This window comes from Pseudomonas sp. NFR09 (assembly GCF_900111535.1).
Lineage (GTDB): Bacteria > Pseudomonadota > Gammaproteobacteria > Pseudomonadales > Pseudomonadaceae > Aquipseudomonas > Aquipseudomonas extremorientalis.
Map to the genome: position 1 here is coordinate 100726 of NZ_FOIH01000004.1, position 22608 is coordinate 123333.

Genomic DNA, 22608 nt, shown 5'->3' on the forward strand with positions numbered 1-22608 from the left:
GCCCCCGATAAGGCCGGTACAGGCGCCTACGATCTCGAATCAGACCTTTTTGTAGAGCTGACTGCCTTCCTGCTTGAACCGCTCCGCCTGCTCGGCCAGGCCCTTGGCCACATCCACGTCCACCGCTTCAATGCGCTGGTTGGCCGCGTACTCACGCACTTCCTGGGTGATCTTCATCGAGCAGAACTTCGGCCCGCACATCGAGCAGAAGTGCGCGACCTTGGCCGAGTCCTTCGGCAGGGTTTCGTCGTGATAGGAACGCGCGGTGTCGGGGTCAAGGCCAAGGTTGAACTGGTCTTCCCAGCGGAACTCGAAACGCGCCTTGCTCAAGGCGTTATCGCGGATCTGCGCGCCCGGATGACCTTTGGCGAGGTCCGCCGCGTGGGCGGCGATCTTGTAGGTGATGATCCCGGTCTTCACGTCATCCTTGTTCGGCAGGCCCAGGTGTTCCTTGGGCGTGACGTAGCAGAGCATGGCGCAACCGAACCAGCCGATCATCGCCGCGCCGATGCCGGAGGTGATGTGGTCGTAGCCTGGCGCGATGTCGGTGGTCAGCGGGCCGAGGGTGTAGAACGGCGCTTCGTCGCAGCACTCGAGCTGCTTGTCCATGTTCTCCTTGATCAACTGCATCGGCACGTGGCCAGGGCCTTCGATCATGGTTTGCACGTCGTGCTTCCAGGCGGTCTTGGTCAGTTCGCCCAAGGTTTCCAGCTCACCGAATTGCGCGGCGTCGTTGGCGTCGGCAATCGAACCCGGGCGCAGGCCATCGCCGAGGGAGAAGCTGACGTCGTAGGCCTTCATGATTTCGCAGATTTCGTCGAAATGCGTGTAGGTGAAGTTCTCTTTGTGGTGCGCCAGGCACCACTTGGCCATGATCGAGCCGCCACGAGACACGATGCCGGTGACGCGCTTGGCGGTAAGCGGCACGTAGCGCAGCAACACGCCGGCGTGGATGGTGAAGTAGTCGACGCCCTGCTCGGCCTGCTCGATCAGGGTGTCGCGGAACAGCTCCCAGGTCAGGTCCTCGGCGGCGCCGCCGACTTTTTCCAGGGCCTGGTAGATCGGCACGGTGCCGATCGGCACCGGCGAATTGCGGATGATCCATTCGCGGGTTTCATGAATATGTTTGCCGGTGGACAGGTCCATCACCGTGTCCGAGCCCCAGCGAATGCCCCAGGTCAGTTTGGCCACTTCTTCTTCGATGGACGAACCCAGGGCGCTGTTGCCGATGTTGCCGTTGATCTTCACCAGGAAGTTACGGCCGATGATCATCGGTTCCAGTTCGGTGTGGTTGATGTTGGCCGGGATGATCGCGCGGCCGCGGGCGATTTCTTCGCGCACGAATTCGGGGGTGATGATCTTCGGCACGCTGGCGCCAAAGCTGTGGCCGGCGTGCTGCTGGTCGAGCAGGCCACTGGCGCGGGCTTCTTCGAGCTTCATGTTTTCGCGGATGGCGACGTATTCCATCTCGGCGGTGATGATGCCTTTGCGCGCGTAGTGCATCTGGGTGACGTTGGCGCCGGCCTTGGCACGACGCGGGTTCTTCACATGGGCGAAGCGCAACGCGGTCAACTCGGCGTCGCTGAGGCGCTGTTGGCCGAAGTGCGAGCTGAGGCCCGGCAGGCGCTCGGTGTCGCCACGCGCTTCGATCCACGGCGAGCGCACATCGCCCAGGCCTTTGCGCACATCGATGATCACGTTGGGGTCGGTGTAGGGGCCGGAGGTGTCATACACGGTAACCGGCGCGTTGATCTCACCGCCGAAATCGGTGGGGGTGACGTCCAGGCTGATTTGTCGCATCGGTACACGGATGTCCGGGCGAGTGCCTTCTACGTAGATCTTCTGCGAGCGGGTAAAGGGCTGCACGGAGCCGGAGTCGACTTTGGCCGACTCACTCAAATGCACGGTATTTTTTAATTTTGTAGTCATCACGGGCTCCAATATCCAGGCGGTGGATTATTGTCGGAGCGAACCTGTGACGGACGGACGCACTGGAACCAGTGCTGTGCTTGGCGCACGAGGCTGTTCGATTGTCGAACAACATCCCGGACGAAGCACAAGAGGACTCGCCGGGTGACGAGAAATCTTGTTCCCTACGCAGGCGCTAACCTGATCAGGTTCAACGGGATCCGGTATTTACCGATCTCAGCCTTCCAACAAGGCACCCCGACAAGAACGCGGCCAGTCTAGACCATGCCGTGGGCAAATTGCCAATGGCGGTGCATTCAGCGTGATGAATGGCGTGATTGCGGGATTGTTGCGCCGAGTCAGCACCACTACACTCGGTTGCCGCCACAATGCTTGACGCCAGGAATGGCCGGCCTTAGCCTTGGGCGCTAAATTATCATCGTAATATTCAAACTAGGGATCGCCTCATGCTGCGCAAACTTTCACTGGCTTTTGCCGTGTCTTGTGCGACCAACGGAATGGTCTGGGCAGCTGAAGCGCCCTTGTCCGCCAAAACCGACCTGGTCAGCGTCTACCAGGAAGCGGTGGACAACAACGCCGACCTGGCCGCCGCCCGTGCCCAGTACGGCGCGCAAAAGGAAGTGGTGCCCCAGGCCCGCGCCGGCCTGCTGCCGAACCTGACCGGCGGTGCCGATATCAACAACGTGCGCACCCAGATCGACACCCCGGCCGCTACCGCCAACCGCGATGCGCACTCCTGGCGCGCCACCCTGAGCCAGCCGCTGTTCCGTGCCGACCGCTGGTTCCAGCTGCAAGCCGCCGAGGCCACCAATGAGCAGGCGGCATTGCAACTGTCGGCCACCGAACAGAACCTGATCCTGCAAAGCGCCGAAAGCTATTTTGCCGTGCTGCGCGCCCAGGACAACCTGGCCTCGACCAAGGCCGAAGAAAACGCGTTCAAACGCCAGCTGGACCAGTCCAACGAGCGCTTTGACGTGGGCCTGTCGGACAAGACCGACGTGCTGCAATCCCAGGCCAGCTACGACACCGCCCGCGCCAACCGCATCCTGGCCCAGCGCCAGGTCGAGGATGCGTTCGAAGCGCTGATCACCCTGACCAACCGCCAGTACAACTCGATCCAGGGCATCGTCCACACGCTGCCGGTGCTGCCGCCGCTGCCGAACGACGCCAAGGCCTGGGTCGAAACCGCCGGCCGCCAGAACCTGAACCTGCTGGCCAGCAACTACGCGGTCACTGCCGCCGAAGAAACCCTCAAGCAGCGCAAGGCCGGTCACGCGCCAACCCTGGACGCCGTGGCGCAATATGAGAAAGGCGACAATGACGCCCTCGGTTTCAGCAACCCGAACGCCTTCGGCACGCCGTACCGGGGAGATGTGGAACAGCGCACCATTGGCCTGCGCCTGAGCATCCCGATCTACAGCGGCGGGCTGACCAGCTCGCAGGTGCGTGAGTCCTACTCGCGTCTGGGCCAGACCGAGCAGCAGCGCGAAGGCCTGCGCCGCCAGGTGGTGGAAAACACCCGCAACCTGCACCGCGCGGTGAACACCGACGTGGAGCAGGTACAGGCGCGCCGCCAGTCGATCATCTCCAACCAGAGCGCGGTGGAAGCCACGGAAATCGGCTATCAGGTGGGGACGCGCAATATCGTCGACGTGCTCGACTCACAGCGCCAGCTCTACGCGTCGGTGCGCAACTACAACAACAGTCGCTACGACTACATCCTCGACAACCTGCGCCTGAAGCAGGCGGCCGGCACCTTGAACCCGGGAGACCTGCAGGACCTGGCGCGCTACCTCAAGGCTGACTACAACCCGGACCGCGACTTCCTGCCGCCGGACCTGGCCAAGGCTGCCGCCGAGCAGCTCAAGGCCCGCCCCGGCAACTGAATCCACTGCCCCCCTCCCACATTGAGTCAGGTGCTGATTCAGTCAGGCAGCAGTCGACCCAGGCCATCCAGTAAACGCTTCAACGCGCCCTGGTTGGCCTGCATCACCCTGAGCCCCGCCTGTGCCATCTTGCGTGCATCCTGCGGCAGTTCGAACAACTGGCGCACGGCTTCGGCCAACCCTTCTGCGTCGTCCACCGCGCGCAACGCCCCGGCTTCACGCATCATCGCGGTGATTTCGAGGAAGTTGAACACATGTGGCCCCATGATCACCGGCAAGGCCAGCGCCGCCGGTTCCAGTGGGTTGTGCCCACCGGTCGCCACCAGGCTGCCGCCTACGAACGCGCTATCGGCCAAGGCGTAGAGAAACAGCAACTCGCCCATGGTGTCGCCGAGCAGTACCGACGTGTTCGCGGTGACGGGTTCGCCACTGGAGCGACGCACCGTGGCAAAACCCTGCTGCTCGCACAATGCGAACATCGGGCCGAAGCGCTCCTGATGGCGCGGCACCAGAATCAGCAGAGCGTTGGGGTAGCTGTCGAGCAGTCGGCGATGGGCGGCCAGCACCACCTCATCTTCACCTTCATGGGTACTCGCTGCGATCCACACCGGACGCTCGCTGGCACCCCATTGCGCGCGCAACGCGGCGGCGCGCACCGGCAACTGGGGGTCGATGGTCAGGTCGAACTTGATCGAGCCGGTGACTTCGACGGTTTCCGGCCGAGCCCCCAAATCCAGGAAGCGCTGCGCTTCGGCTTGCGTCTGCACAGCGAACAGGCTCATTTCGGCCAACATCGGCGCCGTCAGCCTGGCAAAGCGCCCATAGCCCTTGGCCGAACGCGCCGACAACCGCGCATTGGCCAATGCCACCGGAATCCCGCGCCGGGCGCAGGCGTGGATATGATTGGGCCACAGCTCGGTTTCCATGATCACCGCGAGCTTGGGCTGTACACGATCAAGAAAACGCTTGGCCGCGCACGGCAAGTCATACGGCAAGTAGCAGTGCTGGATTCGCGGTTCATTGGCGAACAACGCCTGGATACGCTCGGAACCGGTCGGCGTCATGCAGGTGACGGTGATCGGCAGCGTCGGATAACGCTCCAGCAACCCGCGCACCATAGGCGCAGCGGCAATGCTTTCGCCCACCGACACGGCGTGCACCCAGATCCCACCCGGCCGCATCACCGGCAAGCCATAGGAGAAGCGCTCGCCGACGCGCTTGGCATAGGCCGGCGCCTTGCGCGCGCGCAGCCACAGACGTAAAGCCACCAAGGGCAGCGCCAGGTAAAACAGACAGCTGTAGAGAGTTCTATTCATGGCGGCGGAGTTTATCGGCTTTTTCAGTCGATCGCCTGCAAGCACTCGGCAAATCGTTTGGCCAGGAAGCGCGCTGCCGGCCCCAGATGTTCGTCGCGCCGCCAGACCAGCTCGACCACCAGGGCCGGCGGCGTCCATTCGCTGTCCAGTTCGACCATCTGTTGCTGGTAGGTCGGGTATTGCACGATATGCCGCGGCAACCAGGCCCAGCCCAGGCCACTCATCAGCCATTCGGCCAGCACGTAGAAACTGTCGGCGCGCCACACCAGCGGGCTGGCGGCTTCGCTGCCGGGGTAGACACTGGTCTGGGTCGACATCAGCAACTGGCGGAACTGCGCCAGGTGCTGGCACGTTACATAGGTTTGCTTGGCCAGCGGGTGATTCACACCGCACACCGTGACCATCTCCACGCTGCCGACCACGCGCCGCTCCAGGGCTTCAGGGATCTGGTCGTGATAGAACAGCAGGCCCAGGTCAGCCTTGCGCTCCACCAGCTTGCGCGCCACATCACCCTGGGCCGCGCTGGACAACTGTACCTCCAACAACGGGTACTGCCCGGCCAGTGCCTCAAGACTATCGAGCACTGGCTGGAACAGCATGGCTTCATCCTGGGCCAGGCGCAGGCAGGCCTCTTCACCACGGGTCAATGACAGTGCCCGGCCATTGAGTCGCTCGCACTGGCGCAGCACTTCGCGCGCTTCTTCCAGCAACACACTGCCGGCTTCGGTCAGCCGGGGCTGGCGGCCGCTGCTACGCTCGAACAGGCTGACGCCCAGGTCCGCCTCCAGCATGGCAATCCCATTGCTGACCGCCGATTGAGCCTTGCGCTGCTGGCGCGCCACCGCCGAAAACGAACGCTGCTCGGCGACGCTGACAAACAAACGCATCCGTTCCAGATCCCACTGTACGCTCATGGCGCAACCCATCTTTTATTCGGATAGGTAATGACTTTACCCCATCTGACATAACTCTAAAATACCAGCCTTAACTGACCGCTTTATCCGAGGACTGCCCCATGAACGCCGCCTACTGCTATCTGGCTATCGCCATCTGCTCGGAAGTGATCGCCACCGTTTCCATGAAAGCCATCAAGGGCTGGAGCACGCCTATCCCACTGCTGCTGGTGATCGTCGGCTACGGCGTGGCGTTCTGGATGCTGACGCTGGTGGTACGCACCGTGCCGGTGGGCGTGGCCTACGCGGTGTGGGCTGGAATGGGCATTGTGATGGTCAGCATCGCGGCGTTGTTCATCTACGGGCAGAAGCTGGATATCCCGGCGATGCTGGGGATGGGCCTGATTGTGCTGGGCGTGGTGGTGATCCAGCTGTTCTCGAAAACCGCCGGGCACTGACCACTCCTCAACAGCCTGTATACTGCACCTCTTGTCTTGAACACTGAGGTCGCCCATGCCATCCGTTATTTCCACCGACGTTCTGATTGTCGGCGCCGGGGTTGCCGGCCTCTGGCTGAATGCGCGCCTGCGCCGCCAGGGGTTTTCCACGGTAGTGGTGGAAAACGCCACCTTGGGTGGCGGGCAGAGCGTGAAGTCCCAGGGGATCATTCACGGTGGTGCGAAGTACGCCCTGCACGGCGCGATCACCGGCGCGTCCGAAGCCATTGCCGACATGCCGCGTCGCTGGCGCGAAGCACTGGCGGGTAGCGGTGAGCTGGACCTGCGCGGCGTACGCTTGTTGTCCGAGGCGCATTACCTGTGGTCCCCCGGCACGCTCGCCGGCAACCTCACCAGTTTTTTCGCCAGCAAGGCCGTGCGTGGCCGTGTTGATCAGGTCAAGGGCGACGATTTACCCCCAGCGCTGCAAGACCGCCGCTTCAAGGGCAAGGTCTACCGCCTTGCCGAGTTGGTCGTCGATGTACCGAGCCTGATCGAACGCCTGGCCCAACTGGCCGGCGATGGTTTGCTCGCCGGCCAACACATCGAACCTTTGTTGGAAGGCGACACGTTGGTGGGCTTGAAGGTGGACAGTCGCGAGATCCGCGCCCAGCGCATCGTGTTGAGTGCCGGCGCAGGTACGGCGGATCTGCTGACCGCGCTGGGCATCAGCCAGCCGGCCATGCAAAAACGCCCATTGCATATGATCATCGCCAAAGGGCCCGGCCTGAAGCCGCTGTATGCCCACTGCCTGGGCGGCGGCACCAAACCGCGCATTACCGTTACCACTCACCCGGCGGCCGATGGCAACTGGGTGTGGTACATGGGCGGCGATATTGCCGAAGCCGATGGTGTGGCGCGCACCCCGCAGGAACAGATTGCTACGGCGCAAAAAGAGCTGGCGCAGTTGCTGCCCTGGATCGACATGAGCCAGACCCAATGGACGACCCTGCGCGTCGACCGCGCGGAGCCCCTGCAATCGGGCCTGACCCGGCCCGACAACGCCTTCATCGCCGAGCAAGGCCGTCTGCTGGTGGGCTGGCCGACCAAATTGGCCCTGGCACCAGACTTCGCCGATCGGGTGATCAACAGCCTGGAGCGTGACGGCATCCGCCCAAGTGTCGGCGAGCCGCTGCCCGACCTGCCAAGACCCGCCATCGGCGTGCCTGCCTGGGAGCAACTGTTGCCATGAGCCTGCCCACCCTGCACGACCTGCACCGCCCCCTGGGCAGCACTGGCCTGCTGGTATCACCCCTGGGCCTGGGCACCGTCAAGCTGGGCCGCGACCAAGGGGTGAAATACCCCAGCGGCTTCCAGATCCCCGGCGACGACGAGGCCCGCATGCTGTTGCGCCAGGCCCGTGAACTGGGCATCAACCTGATCGACACCGCGCCGGCCTATGGCATGAGCGAAGAACGTCTGGGGCCGCTGCTGCGGGGCCAGCGCAAAGACTGGGTGATCGTCAGCAAAGTCGGCGAAGAATTCGAGAATGGCGCGTCCAGCCACGACTTCAGCGCGGCCCACACCCGGATGTCGATCGAGCGCAGCTTGAAACGACTTGAAACCGATTTTATCGACCTGGTGCTGGTGCACTCCGACGGTAACGACCTGCATATCCTCAATGACTGCGAGGTCTACCAGACCCTGGCGGCGCTGAAACAGGAAGGCAAGATCCGTGGTTTCGGCTTTTCCGGCAAGACCGTCGAGGGCGGCGTAAAGGCTCTGGAACAGGGCGATTGCGCGATGGTCACCTACAATCTGAACGAACAGGCCGAGAAAGCCGTCATTGAATATGCGGCGGCCCATGGCAAGGGCATCCTGGTGAAAAAGGCCTTGGCCAGCGGCCACGTGTGCCTGGAGCCGGGAATGGATCCAATTCGCGCCAGTTTCATGTTGTTGTTTGCGCAAACAGGCGTTGCCAGTGCTATTGTCGGGACCATTAATCCGCTGCACCTGGCCCATAACGTGGCGACCGCTGCCCAGGTCATTCGTCAACTCTGATGCCGCCGACGCGGCCGACCCCGTCGCAAGAAGGAGCCGACATGCCGCGAACGCTCATAAGAAAAAACCCCAGCAACTTCAAGACACTGCCGCTGCACGTCGAAGCCACCCCCGAAGGCCTGAGCTACCAGAGCGTCGGCATGCCGCTCAACTTTGCCCAGACCCTGCAACGGCGCAAGCCGGTGGAGGTGGCAGACCCCGAGCGTTTCGCCCTGGAACTGGCCAACCTCGGCGTGTCGGTGCGCCTGACCCTGCATTGGCAAAACAAGGATTACTGGGTGCTGGTGCGCCAGCGCCGCCAGGACCGTGGCGACGTGGTACTCAAGCTGATCTCAGGCTACGTGCCCGCCCATGAGCTGAACCTGCCGCTGCACACCGCCATCCAGGAAATTGCCGAAGAATGCCTGCTGGAGACGCCGGAAGGCTGGCTCGGCGGGCGCTTCAACGACACCTGGCTGCCGGCCCCCTACTCCGCCGCCCTGCATTACCGCGAAGCCCTGCCCTTTCGCCTCAGCCCGCTGTCCGGCGCGGCTCGCCCGGTGCGCTGCGCCACCACCCAGTTGATCGAACGCCCGCGCGCCTATGTGCACCTGCCCACGGCATCGCTGCAATTGATCTACGACCTGCGCCTGGAAGTGCCCAAGGAAGCCAAATCCCTGAGCCTGTTCCATGTGGACGAACGCCTCGAAGGCGACCAACTGGTCGCCCGCCTCGACCGTCAACGCCCGGACCTGTACCTGATGCCATTGAAAGACGGCCAGCCCCAGGCTGAGTTGTACACCGTCAAGAAAGACCAGTTGTACCCGGCGAGCACGCGAGGCTTGTACCTGGCGGAGAGCTTCGCCCAGCAGGAAGGCTGGCTGGTTCGTGAGGAGCGGATTCGCTGGAAGGATTGGCTGCGCCAGCAAGGTCTGGCAGAGCCTGAGAAAGAGTCGAAATTGAAACGCCTGGCCCAGCGGGTGCTGCGCAAGATCGTGCCGAAGAAAAAAACCAAGGCCTGACGCAAGCCAGCTCCCACAGTCGATGGCGTTCAGCCTTTGAGCAAGCGCTCCAGGCCCACCTTCAACGGCGTGGGCTCCGGCAGTGTGAAGCTCGCCAGCAACCGCTGGTTGTTCGCCCGCGAATGCCGGATATCGCCGGAGCGTGCCGGCCCGTAAGTCACCGCCGGCAGCTTGCCGACGATGTCTTCCAAGGCCCGCAGCACATCCTTGAGCGTGGTGGTGCGGTTCCAGCCGACATTGATTGCGCCCAGCGGAGCTTCAGGCGCTTCAACAGCCTGCACCAGCAAATCCACCAGGTCCCCCACGTACATGAAGTCGCGGGTTTGCTCGCCATCGCCAAACACGGCAATCGGCACGCCCTGTTGCACGCGCTCGCTGAAGATACTGATCACGCCGGAATACGGCGATGACGGGTCCTGCCGTGGCCCGAAGATATTGAAGAAACGGAAGATCACCGGCTCCAGGCCATGCTGGCGACGGTAGAAATCGAAGTAGTGCTCGCCGGCCAACTTGTCGGACGCATAGGGCGTGAGCGGCGCCTTGGTGATCTCTTCGTCGATCGAAGCCCCTTCGCCATTGTTGCCATATACCGCAGCGCTGGAGGCATACACCACACGCTTGACGCCGGCCTTGCGCATGGCTTCGCACACATTCAGGGTGCCGACGAAATTGCTCTGGTGCGTGCTGACCGGGTCATCCACCGAGGCCTGCACCGAGGCCACCGCTGCCAGATGCACCACCGCCGCTGCGCCGACAGCGGCACGGGCGACCCACTCGGCATCGGCCACATCACCTTCCAGCAGTTCGACGCGCGGATTGTCCAACGGCAAGTTACTGCGCTTGCCGGTGGAGAGGTTATCCAGTACCCGCACGCCGTAGCCTTTGGCGAGCAGCGCATCGACCAGGTGCGAGCCGATAAACCCCGCGCCGCCGGTGACAAGAACCTGCTTACTCATTGTTGCGGATCTTCTCGACAATGGCGGTGGTCGAGCTGTTCTCGACCAGGCCCAGCACCTTGACCTTGCCACCGTAGGCGCTGACGATGTCCGCTCCCACGACCTGGTCGACAGAGTAGTCGCCGCCCTTGACCAGCACGTCCGGCTTGACCTGGGCCAGCAGGTTTTCCGGGGTCGCTTCAGGGAAGCTGATCACCCAGTCCACCGCGCCCAGCCCCGCCAGCACCGCCATGCGCCGGTCGACACTGTTGATCGGACGGCCAGGGCCTTTCAGGCGGCTGACCGACGCATCGTCATTGACCGCGACAATCAGTCGATCCCCCTGGGCACGCGCCTGTTCCAGGTAGGTCACATGGCCGGCGTGCAGGATGTCGAAACAACCGTTGGTGAACACAATGCTTTCGTTGTGGGCGCGGGCATCGTCAATCGCCAGCAGCAATTGCTCGATGGTCAGCACGCCCCGCTCCGAGCCTTCGGAGCGCTGGATCGCACGGCGCAATTCAGGCGCGCTGATGGCCGCAGTACCCAACTTGCCCACCACGATGCCCGCCGCCAGGTTGGCCAGGGCCACGGCGTGGGGCAGTTCTTCACCGGCGGCAATCGAGGCCGCCAGGGTAGAAATCACGGTGTCGCCGGCGCCGGTGACGTCGAATACTTCACGGGCACGTGCCGGCAAGTGCATTGCCGGGTGGCCGGGGCGCAGCAGGGTCATGCCGTGCTCGCCGCGGGTCACCAGCAAGGCGCCGAGGTCGAGGTCGGCCATCAGCGTCGCGCCCTTGGTCACCAGATCGTGCTCATCGGCGCAACCGCCGACGATGGCTTCGAATTCGCTGAGATTCGGCGTAATCAGGCTGGCTCCGCGATAAATCGAAAAGTCCTTGCCCTTGGGATCGGCCAATACCGGAATGCCCCGGGCCTTGGCGGCCTGGATCAGTTCCTGGTGGTTCTTCAAGGCGCCTTTGCCGTAGTCGGACAACACCAGCACCTTGATGCCTTCCAGCAACTGATCGACCTGACCACTCAAGGCCAGGGCGTCGGTGGCGAAGGGTTCTTCAAAATCGATACGCAGCAATTGCTGGTGACGGCTCATCACCCGCAGCTTGACGATGGTCGGCTGGTGGGCGATGCGCTGGAACAACGCCCGCACGCCGGCACCGCGCAGGCTGTTGGCCAGGCTGTCGGCGGCTTCGTCGTCGCCGGTCACACCGACCAGCGAGGCCGGGGCGCCGAGCGCGGCAATATTGAGGGCAACGTTGGCAGCGCCACCTGGACGGTCTTCGATTTGCTCGACCTTGACGACCGGCACCGGCGCCTCAGGGGAAATCCGTGAGGTACCACCATGCCAGTAACGGTCGAGCATGACATCGCCGACCACCAAGACAGGGGCTTGATCGAATCGCGGCATGGACAACTTCATGGAGCAACCCACATACAAAATGAACAGGGGCGCGATATTAGCACAGGGTTGTGGGAGGTTTGCGGGAGGGTTTTGCAAGGAGCCGGCTTGCCGGCTCCTACAGGGAGGTTCAGGTGATGTCGGCGGAAATCGGCGCATCCAGGCCCATGGCATGCAGGCGGGCGTAATAGCCGTTCTGTGCCAGCAGCTCACTGTGCGTGCCACGCTCGACAATTCGACCGTCGTCCATCACCAGGATCAGGTCGGCCTTCTCGATGGTGGACAAACGGTGAGCAATCACCAAGGTGGTGCGACCTTGCATGACCTTGTCCAGCGCTGCCTGTATGTGGCGCTCGGACTCGGTGTCGAGGGCCGAGGTGGCCTCGTCGAGAATCAGCAGCGGTGCATTCTTCAGGAGGGCGCGGGCAATCGCCAGGCGCTGGCGCTGGCCGCCGGACAGCAACACACCGTTTTCGCCAACCTGGGTGTCGAAGCCCTTGGGCAACTGGTCGATGAAGTCCTTGGCATTGGCGTCCGCCGCGGCCGCTTCAACGTCCGCCCGAGGCGCACCCGCCAGGTCGCCGTAGGCGATGTTGTTGGTAACCGTGTCGCTGAACAAGGTCACATGCTGGGTCACCTGGGCAATGTGTTTGCGCAGGTTGAGCAGCTTGTAGTCTTCGATCTCGACACCATCCAGCAGGATTTCGCCACTTGCGTGGTGGTAGAAGCGCGGGATCAGGCTGGCCAGGGTCGACTTCCCGCTGCCCGAGCGCCCGACCAGGGCGATCATCTGCCCAGGCTCGGCGGTGAAGTTGATGTCCTTGAGCACATGGCGCTCGGTGCCCGGGTAGGTAAAGTTCAGGTTGCGTACGTCGAGACGACCGCTGACCTTGTCGCGCTCGATGGTGCCGTTGTCGACTTCGACCTCTTCGTCCAACTGTTCAAAAATGCTTTCGGCACCCGCTACGCCCTTCTGGATCGTGGAGCTGACTTCCGAGAGCTGGCGAATCGGCTTGGGCAGCAGGCCGGCCAGGGTGATGTAGGCCACCATGTCACCGGCCGATGCGTCACCGCGAAGATAAAGGACCAGGAACATCAGCACCGCCATCGCGGTGTAGATCACCAGTTGCAGTGCCGGTGTGTAGATCGCCCCGGTGCGCGTCATGCGCAGTTGCTTGTTGGTGTTGCTCTGGCTGGCCTTGAGGAAGCGTTTTTCTTCGTAGACCTCCCCCCCGAAGCTGCGCACCACGCGGTAGCCCTGGATGGTTTCGGAGGCCACGTGAGTCACGTCGCCCATCGCCACCTGGATCTTCTTGCTCTGCTTGCGGAATTTCTTGCTGGCCGTGCTCACCATCACGGCGATCAACGGCAGGATGGCAATCATCACCAGCGTCAGGCGCCAGTTCATGTACAGCAGCGAGGCGAACAGAAAGATCACTGTCATGCCTTCACGAATCACCACTTTGATCGCATCGGTCGCCGCCCCCGTGACCATGGTCACGTTGAAGGTGATGCGAGAAATCAGGTGCCCGGAGTTGTGGTTGTCGAAGTAGCGATTGGGCAGCGTCAGCAAGTTGTTGAACAACTGCACGCGCAGGTCATGGACCAGGCCCAGGGACACCTTGGCCAGCAGGTAGTTGCCCAGGAACGAACCCAGGCCCTGCCAGGCGGCGATCAGGATGATCAGCAGCGGCACGGCTTGCAGCAGTTGCAGGTCCCGAAGGTACGGCACGGTAGGGAATAGCACGGCTTCAGGGTTGGAAAGGCCGTCGACGAAGTACTTGAGGATGTACCCCAGCATCGGCTGGGTCGACGCGAAAATCAGAAATCCAACGATACTCAGCGCGAACAAGCCGGCGTAAGGCTTAACGTAACTGAGCAGGCGGAAGTATATTTTCAAGCTCGAAGGGCTTGCGCTCGGACTGGAGTCGGTCATATCACGCGGCGTTTTGAAAAAGGAGGCTGACTTTAGCACAGCTTCTCTGTTGTACTTGCACCCTGCATGACCCTCAAACCGGTTGGCTCCAACCGGCGACATTATATAGCCACTACTTTATGATGGTCGGCTTTCTCAAATGGAATGGCTTTACTGTATGCACTCCAAGCGCCTGATCTATGGCTCAAATCGCGTTTTTGACTTCCTGGTCCTGTGGATCTTGCCCATTGGCTTGTTGCTGTTGCTGAGTTCGCTGTTCTTCGTATCCAACCGCAACGTGCTGCATCGAATCGTCTACATCCTGTTCAGCGTCCCGACGCTCTTCATGTTGTGCATGCGCCCCCGGGAGCTGAAAGAGTTACTGCGCGAGCCCCTGGCGCTCGCCTTTCTGGTCTTCTCCGCATGGGCCTTGACCAGCCTGCTGTGGAGCCCGGAGCCCACCACCGACACCGACCTGTTCAAGCGCCCGCTCAATACCTTCATGTTGTTTGGTGGCTGCGGGCTGTTGCTGCATTACCGCAACGAACTGTTCAAGCCGATCTTCTTCAGTGCGGCGGTAATCGCACTGGTGGTGAGCCTGTGCAACCTGGTGGCGTTCGTCAAAGGCTTCGAACCGGGCATGCGCATGATCGGTGGGCGTGGCGCTCTCGACAATCCGCTGCTCAGTTCTCATCTATTCGGTTTCTTCTGCGTCTACTGGTTGTATGTCTGCATGACCACCCAGCGCCTGAAAGTCCTGTGGTTCAGCGCCCCGGCTCTGGCAGTCATGCTCGCGGCGGTTCTGGCTACAGGCTCGCGTACACCGCTGGTAGCCCTGACACTGACCGTCCTGTGGATGACCTTCGTCAGCCGCAACCGCCGCTCGGCCCTGCTGATAGCAAGCCTGGTCCTGGGGGCTGCTGCATTGCTGCTGCTATACCCGGAATCCATTACCGAACGAGGCAGCTCATTTCGCTTTGAACTGTGGGGCATGTCACTGCAACGCATTGCCGAACATCCATGGATCGGCCACAGCTACGACTCCGAGCTCTACCTGACCCTGTCCGACGGCTATCAGCTGCGCGAGCCGCACAGCTTTGCCCTGGGCGTGTTGTATTACGTCGGCATCATCGGCTTTATCCCGTGGATCTTCATGATCGGCTGGGGGCTGTACAAGGGCCTGAAAGAACGCGTCCAGCCACTCTTCATCCTGGCTTCGTCGCTGCTGACCTATGGCATCGGCGCCGGGCTGACCGAAGGGGGTGGCATCCTGTCACGTCCGAAAGAGCACTGGTTCGTGCTGTGGATCCCGCTGGCGATCATTGCCGGCCTGAGCATCGCCCAGCGCCGCCACAGCCTGTTGCGCATGCCGGTACAAGCGCTCAAGCCCGCAGCTTTCGACCAGTTGTGCAGCAATGCCCACGTGATCGAAGCCGACGGGCTGGGTCCGAAAGTCCTGCGCCTGGCCGACGGCCGCTTCCTGAAGATCTTCCGTGCGCGCCACTGGTACACCTCGGGCAGCTTCAACCCCTACTCCGAGCGGTTTGCCAGCAACGCCGAGCAATTGCGCACCCTGGGCATCCCCACGCCGCAGATTCTAGGCCTCTATAGCCTGCGCGATGCCAGCACTGCCGTCAGCTACGCGCCACTGCCCGGCCTGACTCTGCGCCAGGCCCTGCAAGGCCTGGACAACAGCCTGCGTGAGTCGCTGATCGAACGTTTCGGTCAGTTCATGGCCAAGCTGCATGAGCGCGGTGTGTACTTCCGCTCGCTGCACCTGGGTAACGTGCTGTTGATGGATGACGGTGAGTTCGCCCTGATCGATATCGCCGACCTGCGCATCTTCCCGTCGCCGCTGCGCAACGCGTTGCGCCAGCGCAACCTGCGCCATATGCAGCGCTACCCACAGGACCGCGCCTGGTTGTTCGAGACACACTTCGAACAGTTGGCCAAAGGTTATGCGTCCGTTGCCAGCCAAGGCGCCACGGCGAAGATCCGCGCGCAAGTGCAGGCATTGACCAGCCCCGCCACCTGATAAAAAAGGCGACTATCACTGCTGATAGTCGCCTTTTTCATACCCCCCGCCGCCTCATTTCCTGAGGGGCGCCAGGTACAACCGCACCAAGCCACGCAAAGTCTTGCGCCCCCAGAACTTCAGCGGGATCTGCTTGAGGATCTCCCGCGCCAGTGGCCGGTCACGATCAGCCGTCTTCAGGAACATCGAGTTCAGGAAGTTATAGCGCACCGCGTCATAGGCCGGATGCTCGCTGAAATGGGCATAGGTCTTGAGAATGTTCTGGATCATATAGCGATGGTTCTTGTAGGTGTTGCTTGCGTGCTGCCGATACTGCGCCATCACCACGCCGAGCGCGTCAATGGTGTAGCCCGCGGCGGTGATCTTCAATTGGATCAGCAGGTCTTCCAAAGGGATCAATGGGTCGAAGCCACCGACTTCTTCCAGCACTTCGCGGCGAATCAACATGGTCGGTGCCGGCGGGAAGGGCTTGCGGTCCATGAACATGTCGTCGAAATCCAGGCTGCGAAACGGTACGTCGCGGCGCTGCTTTTTCTCCGGGTGCAGGTTGCCGTCACCATCGATCAACTCGATATTGCCAGCGCACATGCCCACCTTCGGCTTCCCTTCCATGTAGGCCACCTGGGTGGCGATGCGGTCCGGCAACATGATGTCATCGGAGCCGAACGGGGCGATCAGGCTGCCCTTGGCGCGGGCGATGGCTCCGTTGAGCGTGGCGGTCAGGCCCTGGTTCTGCTGCACCTGGAAATCAAAGCCGTGTTCGACCTGCAGGCGCTGGATGCGCTCGACACTGTCATCCTTGGAACCGTCATCCACCACCAGCAGCTCGATGTTAGGGTACGTCTGGCCAAGCACGCTGAGGATGCTCTCCTCGATGTACCGGCCGTGGTTGTAGGACGCGATGATCACCGAGACCAGGGGTTGTTGTGCTGTCATGCTCTACCTACTTCTTTCAAACCGGTTTCGATGAGGTTCAGGTACTTTTGCTGGAACTCGGCAAGGGCGTGGTTTTCTTCCAGATAACGGAACACCTGTTCACCCTTGGCGCGCAATTGCTCGTCGCTCATGGCCAGATAAGTGTCCAGGGCCGCTGTCAGTTGCTCGACATTGCCAGGCTCGTGAGACAAGCCTCCCGCCCCTTCCACCAGCGGCAGCATGGCCGGCCCGTTGGAAGCAATCACCGGCAGGCGTCCACTCATGCCTTCGAGCAGGGCCAGGCCCAGGCCCTCAAGCAAGGAAGGCATGGTCCAAATATCGAAGGCGCGTACATATTTGAGGCCATCCTCGCGAAAGCCCAGCAAGTGCGCACGACCAGTGAGGCCAAGGCGCTCGATGTCCGCACGCAAGTCGGCTTCGGCACGGCCGGAACCAATGATGCCGACTTGAGCGTCAGGGTACTTATCCTTGAGGCGGGCAAACGCTTGCAGCAGGTGCGTATGGCCCTTGATCGGCACCAGTCGCCCCAGTGCGCCGATGATCCGCGCGTCGAGCGGCAGCCCGAGCGCTTGGCGCGCCTGCTCGCGTGGCAACTGCAAGGCTTCGGCCTGGGGAATATCGATGGCATTGGTGACGAAGGTGGTGTTCTCTTGGGTAAAGCCGCAGTTGAGGCCGATCAGGTAATCCCTGACTGCCGCCGATACCCCGACAAAGCGCCAGGCCGGGCTGACCAGGCGGCGCGTCTGGCGCCGGCGATACGCGCGTTCGTACTCGCCGAAACCGTGGGAGATGCCGATGCACAACGGGATCTTCAACCAACGGTTGAGCGACAGCATCATGTTCACCGACTTGAAGCGGTTACAGATGACCACATCGAATTTCTGCTCACGGCAGTACTTGTAGATTTCCCACATGGCGCCCAGGCGGATGCCTTTGAGGGCCTTCTCGGGAAACTCGAAATACTTGGAATGATCCGCCACGCTCAACGGCTGGCCCGGCTGCGGTCGACCGCTCAGGAAGGCGGACGTTACCTCGAATCGCTCCGTCGGCAACGCCTTGACGATCTGCTCGCCGAGATCAGCGAAATCATTGAGCTTGACGTTGTAGTCAGGCTGCAACTGCAAAACCTTGAAACGAGGCTTCATATCACTCCATGAGGCAATCGGGCTACTGCACGCGGGCAGCCCGACGAAAAAAGTCAATTTCAGTCCTGCTTCAGCACCCAAAGCAGCTCGTGGCGGCGCACGGCCTTGCGGAAAAATTCGTTCTCGCCGTAAGGCGATGGACCACGGCCGGCCAGCCATTGCTGCAACAGACGACGCACCCGGCGCTTGAACGGTGCACGGGGCTGCAGATCATGCATCATACCCAGCGCCATGGCCTTGTCCTGCTGCTGGCTCAAGCTGAGCACCCGGCAATAGGGCTCAAGTACCTGGGCGGCATCGAACTGCGGCGGCAAAGCGATGCCGGCGCCTGAATCACCCATGGGCCAACGGTCGTTATCATGCAGATGGTTGGCATAACCAAGCAACGTGGTCGGTTGCCACTCAAGCCCCTGCAGCGCCTGCACCACCGCGGTGTGCGCGCAGATATGGTCAGGGTGGGGGTCGAGCACTGGCGTCGGCAACACAATCACCTCGGGACGCGCCTTGAGCAACACCGCCCGCAGGTCGACTATCAGGTTGTTCCAGGTCGGCGCACCGTCCACATCCCCCGGCAACGCCAAGGCATTGAACTGGCGGAACAGCCGCGTATCGTCCAACTGCGCTTCGCGCGATGCCTGGGGTTGATCGGGGGCGTCACGCATGGCCGACAGTTGCAGGCAGAAATACCCCAACTGCACGCAGTGCGCCTCGGGCACACCGGCCCAGCGCGGCACGGCAATGCTGTCCCAGGCACGCAGGCGCCCTTTGATCCGCGCCGCTTCAGCCTTGGGCAAGCCCATTTGCTGATAGTGCTCGGCCTCGATCTCACCTGCGGTCAGGGTCACGATCCAGCTTTCATCCGCCTGACTGTACAGGCCGAAGGCAGCCAGTTCAGCATCATCGGCATGAGGGGCGATCACCATCACCCGCCGGCGGGCAAGATCGGGCTGGCGAAACACCCACAAGACAGGCTGGCCGATCACGCGACAAAAGTGCCCGCGCAGGTGCAGCTCACCAGCAGCCAAAGCCGCCGCAGAGCCCGTGAGGTTGAGGTAACGCTTGCCGGCCACACCGCGCTCGAATGCCTGGCGATCGTCCAGACACTCAACCACAGGATCGAAGAAACGCCCCCACACGTTGCTTTTGAGCTGCACTTCGACGATCAGCGTTTCATCGCCTGCCAGCTCGAGCGGTGTCTCTGCCAGCAGTCGGCTCCCTTCCAGACGCAGCCCGGCCTGGTGACCACTCGACGCAAAACTGTATTGGTAGTCTTCCTTGGGCGAATAAAACAGGTGGTCGGCAAACCAGGCTTCGTGGGCCACCCACAGCACGACCGCGAGGATCAGCGGCAACCACCAGGCCACCAGCACACCGGCCGCGATCAACAGCAGCAGCCCGATCAGCAGGACGATGCGTTTATTGCGCCGGTGGCGCTTGAGCAATTGCTGTTTGCGGCTCATACGCTGAACACCGGCACCGGGTTGCACCAGCGCTCCTTGTACTCGCGGTCGGCACGCCCGAAGGAAAAACGCAGCGGTTTATCCACGGCCCGCGCCTGTTCCCAGGCACTTTGGGTGTTGAGGAAGCTCAGCACACTGCCGGGGCTGAATGCCCGGGTTTCAGGGTCGACACCGCCATTGACGTACTCGATGCTGATCCACTCCGGCGCCTCGACGCGGTACACCAGTTGTACGGCAATCGGCGCATCGTTGAGAAACAGGACCGAGCCGATCAGGAACTCTTTGAGCAGCTCCAGCACCTCAGCCAGACGCTCGGCGCCTGTGGCGGCAAAGCCCCAGCGGCGCTGGAACAGATCGCAGTAGATCGCCGACAGCTCCACACTGGAAAACTCGCTCACCGCCCGCACCACGCCGCCCGCCTCTTCCAGCAGACGCAGTTCGCGGCGCTGGTTGTAGCGAAACTTCTTCGACAGGTCTTCGGGGGTACGCGCCATAGCCAACTGCTCGGCCTGGGACTTGAGGGTGCTGATGCGGCCCTCGTTCAGCGCTGACAGGTAGCGCCCGCGATGGCGCACCGGCAACTGGGCATCGGCAGTGATCGGCAGGATGATCTCAGCATTGCCCAGGTCAAACAGGCCTTTCTTGCCGCTGCGCTTGAGTACGTCCTTGGACAGGGCCAGGTCGCGCCCCCAGGTGGCAATCGCCCCCCGGAGTTCGCCGTCCTGTTCCCAGCCCAGGTAACGCACCGGAATCTGCGCCAGGCCCGCCAAGCGTTCGACAACCTGCGGATGGGTCGCAACGCTGCCGCCAAACCGCTGCCAGGCCTGGGCGTAAACCTCGGCCTCGACAGGCGCCCAGCCACGCTCACGCCACGCCTGGAAGCGGTTCAGCATTTAGACCACGGCGTCATAAGGGTCCACGCCGTCCTTGACGACCAGAATGTCTTCCATGATCAGGTATTGCAGGTCGGAGCCGAAGAACATGTTCAGCGCGTCGGTCGGCGAGCAGATCATCGCTTCGCCGCGACGGTTGAGCGAGGTGTTCAGGGACACGCCGTTGCCGGTCAGCACTTCGAGCTCTTTCATCATGTCGTAGTAGCGCGGGTTGTACTCGCGCTTGAGCACCTGAGCGCGGGAGGTGCCATCTTCATGGACCACTTCCGGCACGCGGGTCTTCCACTCTTCGGCCACTTCAAAGGTGAAGGTCATGAAGGGTGCCGGATGGTCGACCTTGATCATCTGCGGCGCGACGGTGTCGAGCATCGACGGGCAGAAAGGCCTCCAGCGCTCGCGGAACTTGATCTGGTGGTTGATGCGATCCGCCACCCCGGTGGCGCTCGGGCAACCGATGATCGAACGGCCGCCCAATGCACGCGGGCCAAACTCCATGCGGCCCTGGAACCAGGCCACCGGGTTGCCGTCGACCATGATCCTGGCGATGCGCTGGGGCATGTTCTCGATCTTGCGCCAGTTCGGCTTGCTCTCATGCCTGGCGCACGCGGCGATCACGTCTTCGTTGCTGTAGGACGGGCCGAGGTAGACGTGTTCCATCTTCTCCACCGGCACACCCCGGGCGTGGGACACGTAGGCCGCCGCGCCCACGGCAGTACCGGCATCGCCGGAGGCTGGCTGTACGAACAGCTCCTTGACGTCATCACGGGCGATGATTTTCTGGTTCAGCTTGACGTTCAGCGCGCAGCCGCCGGCGAAGGCCAGCTTGCCGGTGTCCTTGAGGATGTCGCCCAGGTAGTGGTCGATCATCTGCAAGGCCAGCTTCTCGAACAGCGCCTGCATGCTGGCGGCGTAGTGGATGTACGGCTCGTCGGCGATATCGCCTTCGCGCTTGGGACCCAGCCACTCGATCAGTTTTGGCGAGAAGTAGAAACCCTTGCCCTTCTCTTTATAACGGCGCAGGCCGATGACGTTGGCGTAGTCGGTATTGATCACCAGCTCGCCGTTCTCGAAGGAGGCCAGGCGCGAGAAATCGTACTTGCTGGCATCGCCATACGGCGCCATGCCCATGACCTTGAACTCACCGTCGAGCATCTCGAAACCGAGGAACTCGGTGATCGCGCCGTACAGGCCGCCCAGGGAGTCCGGGTCGTAGAATTCCTTGATCTTGTGGATCTTGCCGTTTTCGCCGTAGCCGAAGAACGTGGTGGCGTACTCACCTTTACCGTCGATCCCGAGGATCGCGGTTTTCTCCTGGAAACCGGAGCAGTGGTAGGCGCTGGAAGCGTGGGCCAGGTGGTGTTCAACCGGTTCGATCTTGATTTTCTTCGGATCGAAGCCCAGTTGCTCCAGGCACCAGACGATCTTGTTGCGATAGCGCTTGTAGCGACGGTTGCCCATCAGGATCGCATCAAGGGCGCGGTCCGGGGCGTACCAGTAACGCTTGGCGTAATGCCAGCGCGCCTCACCGAACAGGCTGATCGGGGCGAACGGGATCGCCACCACGTCAACGTCGGAAGGCTTGATACCGGCCTGTTCCAGGCAGAACTTCGCCGACTCGTAGGGCATGCGGTTCTTTGCATGTTTGTCGCGTACGAAGCGTTCTTCTTCGGCGGCAGCGATCAGCTTGCCGTCGATATACAAGGCTGCGGAAGGATCATGGCTAAGGGCGCCGGACAGGCCAAGAATCGTCAATGCCACAGGGGTCTAGCCTCTTTTAGTCTGCATGCAGGCGGGTTGCGCCTGAAAAAAGTGTGCTCCCCGCCTGGGCGGGAAACAGCTAAAGGGCGGGATTATAGCGTAAAAGCGAAAGGAAGCTGTTAGCGGCGAGCGTCAAGAGGGATCAGCGGAAGATCTCGATGCTGCCGTCCCGGCTTTGACGGTAAACGGTGTAGGGCAGCACCAGGGTGTCCAGCACGCCGGAGGCGACAAACTCGACCGCGACAAAGGGTAGCATGCTCCCGTCATGGTCGATCAGGCTCTTGTCCTTCAGGCTCTTGTCGGGCGCCGGCTCCCCATTGAGCGTGCAGAACCCGTAGATCACCCCGCTGTAGATGCGCGGCACGTTTTCGCAGTGACTGCGCGAGTCCTTGAGGTTCTGGCTGGTGACCGCGTCGGGCCGGAAGACCGTATTGATGGTTCCGCAGCCCGTCAACACAAGCGACAGCGCACTGCACAAGACTTTCGACCCCATTCTCATGACCCTCTCCTTATGGCCCGTCCGCCATTGTTATTGCCAAGGCTGACCACGCTACCATCGCCAAGGTGGGTGACCCAAAGCAGCAAAATTGA

At 62.1% G+C, this 22608-nt stretch carries 18 protein-coding genes and 1 riboswitch; of the genes, 6 read left to right on the forward strand and 12 right to left on the reverse strand.

Features of this window, described 5'->3' with window-relative positions; genetic code table 11:
• Positions 1-39: 39 nt before the first annotated feature.
• Complete coding sequence (gene thiC / locus BMX59_RS10885) at positions 40-1929, reverse strand: phosphomethylpyrimidine synthase ThiC (protein ID WP_071492292.1); 1890 nt, start codon at positions 1927-1929, stop codon at positions 40-42.
• Between the two features lie 144 nt (positions 1930-2073).
• A riboswitch (TPP riboswitch) is annotated at positions 2074-2179 on the reverse strand.
• A gap of 196 nt (positions 2180-2375) precedes the next feature.
• Here thiC and BMX59_RS10890 point away from each other — a divergent pair.
• Positions 2376-3815: a TolC family outer membrane protein gene (locus BMX59_RS10890; protein WP_071492293.1), complete on the forward strand. Its 1440-nt coding sequence runs from the start codon at positions 2376-2378 to the stop codon at positions 3813-3815.
• 38 nt (positions 3816-3853) lie between these two features.
• Here the strand turns inward: BMX59_RS10890 and waaA are convergent, their stop codons facing one another.
• Positions 3854-5131 carry a lipid IV(A) 3-deoxy-D-manno-octulosonic acid transferase gene (waaA, locus tag BMX59_RS10895; RefSeq protein ID WP_093121288.1) on the reverse strand — a complete coding sequence of 426 codons (1278 nt, stop codon included), beginning with the start codon at positions 5129-5131 and terminating at the stop codon, positions 3854-3856.
• Positions 5132-5154: 23 nt separating this feature from the next.
• Positions 5155-6045, reverse strand: coding sequence for a LysR family transcriptional regulator (locus tag BMX59_RS10900; protein WP_071492295.1), 891 nt, complete (start codon positions 6043-6045; stop codon positions 5155-5157).
• A 101-nt stretch (positions 6046-6146) separates the two neighbouring features.
• Here BMX59_RS10900 and BMX59_RS10905 point away from each other — a divergent pair, with 101 nt between their 5' ends.
• From BMX59_RS10905 to BMX59_RS10920, 4 genes are read left to right on the forward strand one after another with little or no spacing between them, the layout of a single operon-like run.
• Positions 6147-6482: a DMT family transporter gene (locus tag BMX59_RS10905; RefSeq protein WP_012721885.1), complete on the forward strand. Its 336-nt coding sequence runs from the start codon at positions 6147-6149 to the stop codon at positions 6480-6482.
• Between the two features lie 55 nt (positions 6483-6537).
• Positions 6538-7713 (forward strand): NAD(P)/FAD-dependent oxidoreductase, encoded by a 1176-nt coding sequence (locus BMX59_RS10910; protein WP_093121289.1) that lies wholly within the window; start codon positions 6538-6540, stop codon positions 7711-7713.
• On the forward strand, positions 7710-8522 hold the full coding sequence (locus BMX59_RS10915; RefSeq protein WP_071492297.1) for an aldo/keto reductase: 813 nt from the start codon (positions 7710-7712) through the stop codon (positions 8520-8522). Before BMX59_RS10910 ends, BMX59_RS10915 begins: the two co-directional genes overlap by 4 nt.
• 41 nt (positions 8523-8563) lie before the next feature.
• Entirely contained in the window at positions 8564-9523 is a 960-nt protein-coding gene (locus tag BMX59_RS10920) for a metal ABC transporter ATPase (RefSeq protein WP_071492298.1), read from the forward strand.
• A gap of 29 nt (positions 9524-9552) precedes the next feature.
• Here BMX59_RS10920 and BMX59_RS10925 read toward each other — a convergent pair whose 3' ends face one another.
• The 3 genes from BMX59_RS10925 to msbA all read right to left on the reverse strand — a co-directional run bounded on the left by BMX59_RS10925 (position 9553) and on the right by msbA (position 13811).
• Entirely contained in the window at positions 9553-10479 is a 927-nt protein-coding gene (locus BMX59_RS10925; protein WP_093121290.1) for an NAD-dependent epimerase/dehydratase family protein, read from the reverse strand.
• Entirely contained in the window at positions 10472-11896 is a 1425-nt protein-coding gene (gene hldE, locus BMX59_RS10930) for a bifunctional D-glycero-beta-D-manno-heptose-7-phosphate kinase/D-glycero-beta-D-manno-heptose 1-phosphate adenylyltransferase HldE (RefSeq protein ID WP_092246574.1), read from the reverse strand. Before hldE ends, BMX59_RS10925 begins: the two co-directional genes overlap by 8 nt.
• A 109-nt stretch (positions 11897-12005) precedes the next feature.
• On the reverse strand, positions 12006-13811 hold the full coding sequence (gene msbA / locus BMX59_RS10935) for a lipid A export permease/ATP-binding protein MsbA (protein ID WP_093121291.1): 1806 nt from the start codon (positions 13809-13811) through the stop codon (positions 12006-12008).
• A gap of 157 nt (positions 13812-13968) precedes the next feature.
• Between msbA and BMX59_RS10940 the strand changes: the two genes are divergently transcribed.
• Complete coding sequence (locus tag BMX59_RS10940; protein WP_093121292.1) at positions 13969-15825, forward strand: O-antigen ligase family protein; 1857 nt, start codon at positions 13969-13971, stop codon at positions 15823-15825.
• A 54-nt stretch (positions 15826-15879) separates the two neighbouring features.
• Here BMX59_RS10940 and BMX59_RS10945 read toward each other — a convergent pair whose 3' ends face one another.
• From BMX59_RS10945 to BMX59_RS10970, 6 genes are all read right to left on the reverse strand, one after another.
• Positions 15880-16761 (reverse strand): glycosyltransferase, encoded by an 882-nt coding sequence (locus BMX59_RS10945; protein WP_093121293.1) that lies wholly within the window; start codon positions 16759-16761, stop codon positions 15880-15882.
• The gene (locus tag BMX59_RS10950) at positions 16758-17906 is read right to left on the reverse strand and encodes a glycosyltransferase (RefSeq protein ID WP_093121294.1); all 1149 of its coding nucleotides are present in this window, start codon (positions 17904-17906) and stop codon (positions 16758-16760) included. Before BMX59_RS10950 ends, BMX59_RS10945 begins: the two co-directional genes overlap by 4 nt.
• 59 nt (positions 17907-17965) lie before the next feature.
• Positions 17966-19366 (reverse strand): PIG-L deacetylase family protein, encoded by a 1401-nt coding sequence (locus BMX59_RS10955; protein WP_093121295.1) that lies wholly within the window; start codon positions 19364-19366, stop codon positions 17966-17968.
• Positions 19363-20259 (reverse strand): antimicrobial resistance protein Mig-14, encoded by an 897-nt coding sequence (locus BMX59_RS10960; protein ID WP_093121296.1) that lies wholly within the window; start codon positions 20257-20259, stop codon positions 19363-19365. The genes BMX59_RS10955 and BMX59_RS10960 overlap by 4 nt, the downstream gene beginning before the upstream one ends.
• Positions 20260-22017 (reverse strand): carbamoyltransferase family protein, encoded by a 1758-nt coding sequence (locus BMX59_RS10965; RefSeq protein WP_092246556.1) that lies wholly within the window; start codon positions 22015-22017, stop codon positions 20260-20262. It abuts the gene before it with no gap.
• 142 nt (positions 22018-22159) lie between these two features.
• Positions 22160-22516, reverse strand: coding sequence for a YceK/YidQ family lipoprotein (locus BMX59_RS10970; protein WP_092246553.1), 357 nt, complete (start codon positions 22514-22516; stop codon positions 22160-22162).
• Positions 22517-22608: the final 92 nt, after the last annotated feature.

What these genes read in the sequence shown, in the direction of transcription:
- msbA (WP_093121291.1), bottom strand. Translation starts at nt 13,811, where the DNA reads ATGACCGACTCCAGTCCGAGCGCAAGCCCTTCGAGCTTGAAAATATAC.
- BMX59_RS10960 (WP_093121296.1), bottom strand. Translation starts at nt 20,259, where the DNA reads ATGCTGAACCGCTTCCAGGCGTGGCGTGAGCGTGGCTGGGCGCCTGTC.
- BMX59_RS10915 (WP_071492297.1), top strand. Translation starts at nt 7,710, where the DNA reads ATGAGCCTGCCCACCCTGCACGACCTGCACCGCCCCCTGGGCAGCACT.
- thiC (WP_071492292.1), bottom strand. Translation starts at nt 1,929, where the DNA reads ATGACTACAAAATTAAAAAATACCGTGCATTTGAGTGAGTCGGCCAAA.
- BMX59_RS10920 (WP_071492298.1), top strand. Translation starts at nt 8,564, where the DNA reads ATGCCGCGAACGCTCATAAGAAAAAACCCCAGCAACTTCAAGACACTG.
- BMX59_RS10955 (WP_093121295.1), bottom strand. Translation starts at nt 19,366, where the DNA reads ATGAGCCGCAAACAGCAATTGCTCAAGCGCCACCGGCGCAATAAACGC.
- BMX59_RS10945 (WP_093121293.1), bottom strand. Translation starts at nt 16,761, where the DNA reads ATGACAGCACAACAACCCCTGGTCTCGGTGATCATCGCGTCCTACAAC.
- BMX59_RS10940 (WP_093121292.1), top strand. Translation starts at nt 13,969, where the DNA reads ATGCACTCCAAGCGCCTGATCTATGGCTCAAATCGCGTTTTTGACTTC.
- waaA (WP_093121288.1), bottom strand. Translation starts at nt 5,131, where the DNA reads ATGAATAGAACTCTCTACAGCTGTCTGTTTTACCTGGCGCTGCCCTTG.
- BMX59_RS10950 (WP_093121294.1), bottom strand. Translation starts at nt 17,906, where the DNA reads ATGAAGCCTCGTTTCAAGGTTTTGCAGTTGCAGCCTGACTACAACGTC.
- BMX59_RS10900 (WP_071492295.1), bottom strand. Translation starts at nt 6,045, where the DNA reads ATGAGCGTACAGTGGGATCTGGAACGGATGCGTTTGTTTGTCAGCGTC.
- BMX59_RS10905 (WP_012721885.1), top strand. Translation starts at nt 6,147, where the DNA reads ATGAACGCCGCCTACTGCTATCTGGCTATCGCCATCTGCTCGGAAGTG.
- BMX59_RS10970 (WP_092246553.1), bottom strand. Translation starts at nt 22,516, where the DNA reads ATGAGAATGGGGTCGAAAGTCTTGTGCAGTGCGCTGTCGCTTGTGTTG.
- BMX59_RS10890 (WP_071492293.1), top strand. Translation starts at nt 2,376, where the DNA reads ATGCTGCGCAAACTTTCACTGGCTTTTGCCGTGTCTTGTGCGACCAAC.
- hldE (WP_092246574.1), bottom strand. Translation starts at nt 11,896, where the DNA reads ATGAAGTTGTCCATGCCGCGATTCGATCAAGCCCCTGTCTTGGTGGTC.
- BMX59_RS10910 (WP_093121289.1), top strand. Translation starts at nt 6,538, where the DNA reads ATGCCATCCGTTATTTCCACCGACGTTCTGATTGTCGGCGCCGGGGTT.
- BMX59_RS10925 (WP_093121290.1), bottom strand. Translation starts at nt 10,479, where the DNA reads ATGAGTAAGCAGGTTCTTGTCACCGGCGGCGCGGGGTTTATCGGCTCG.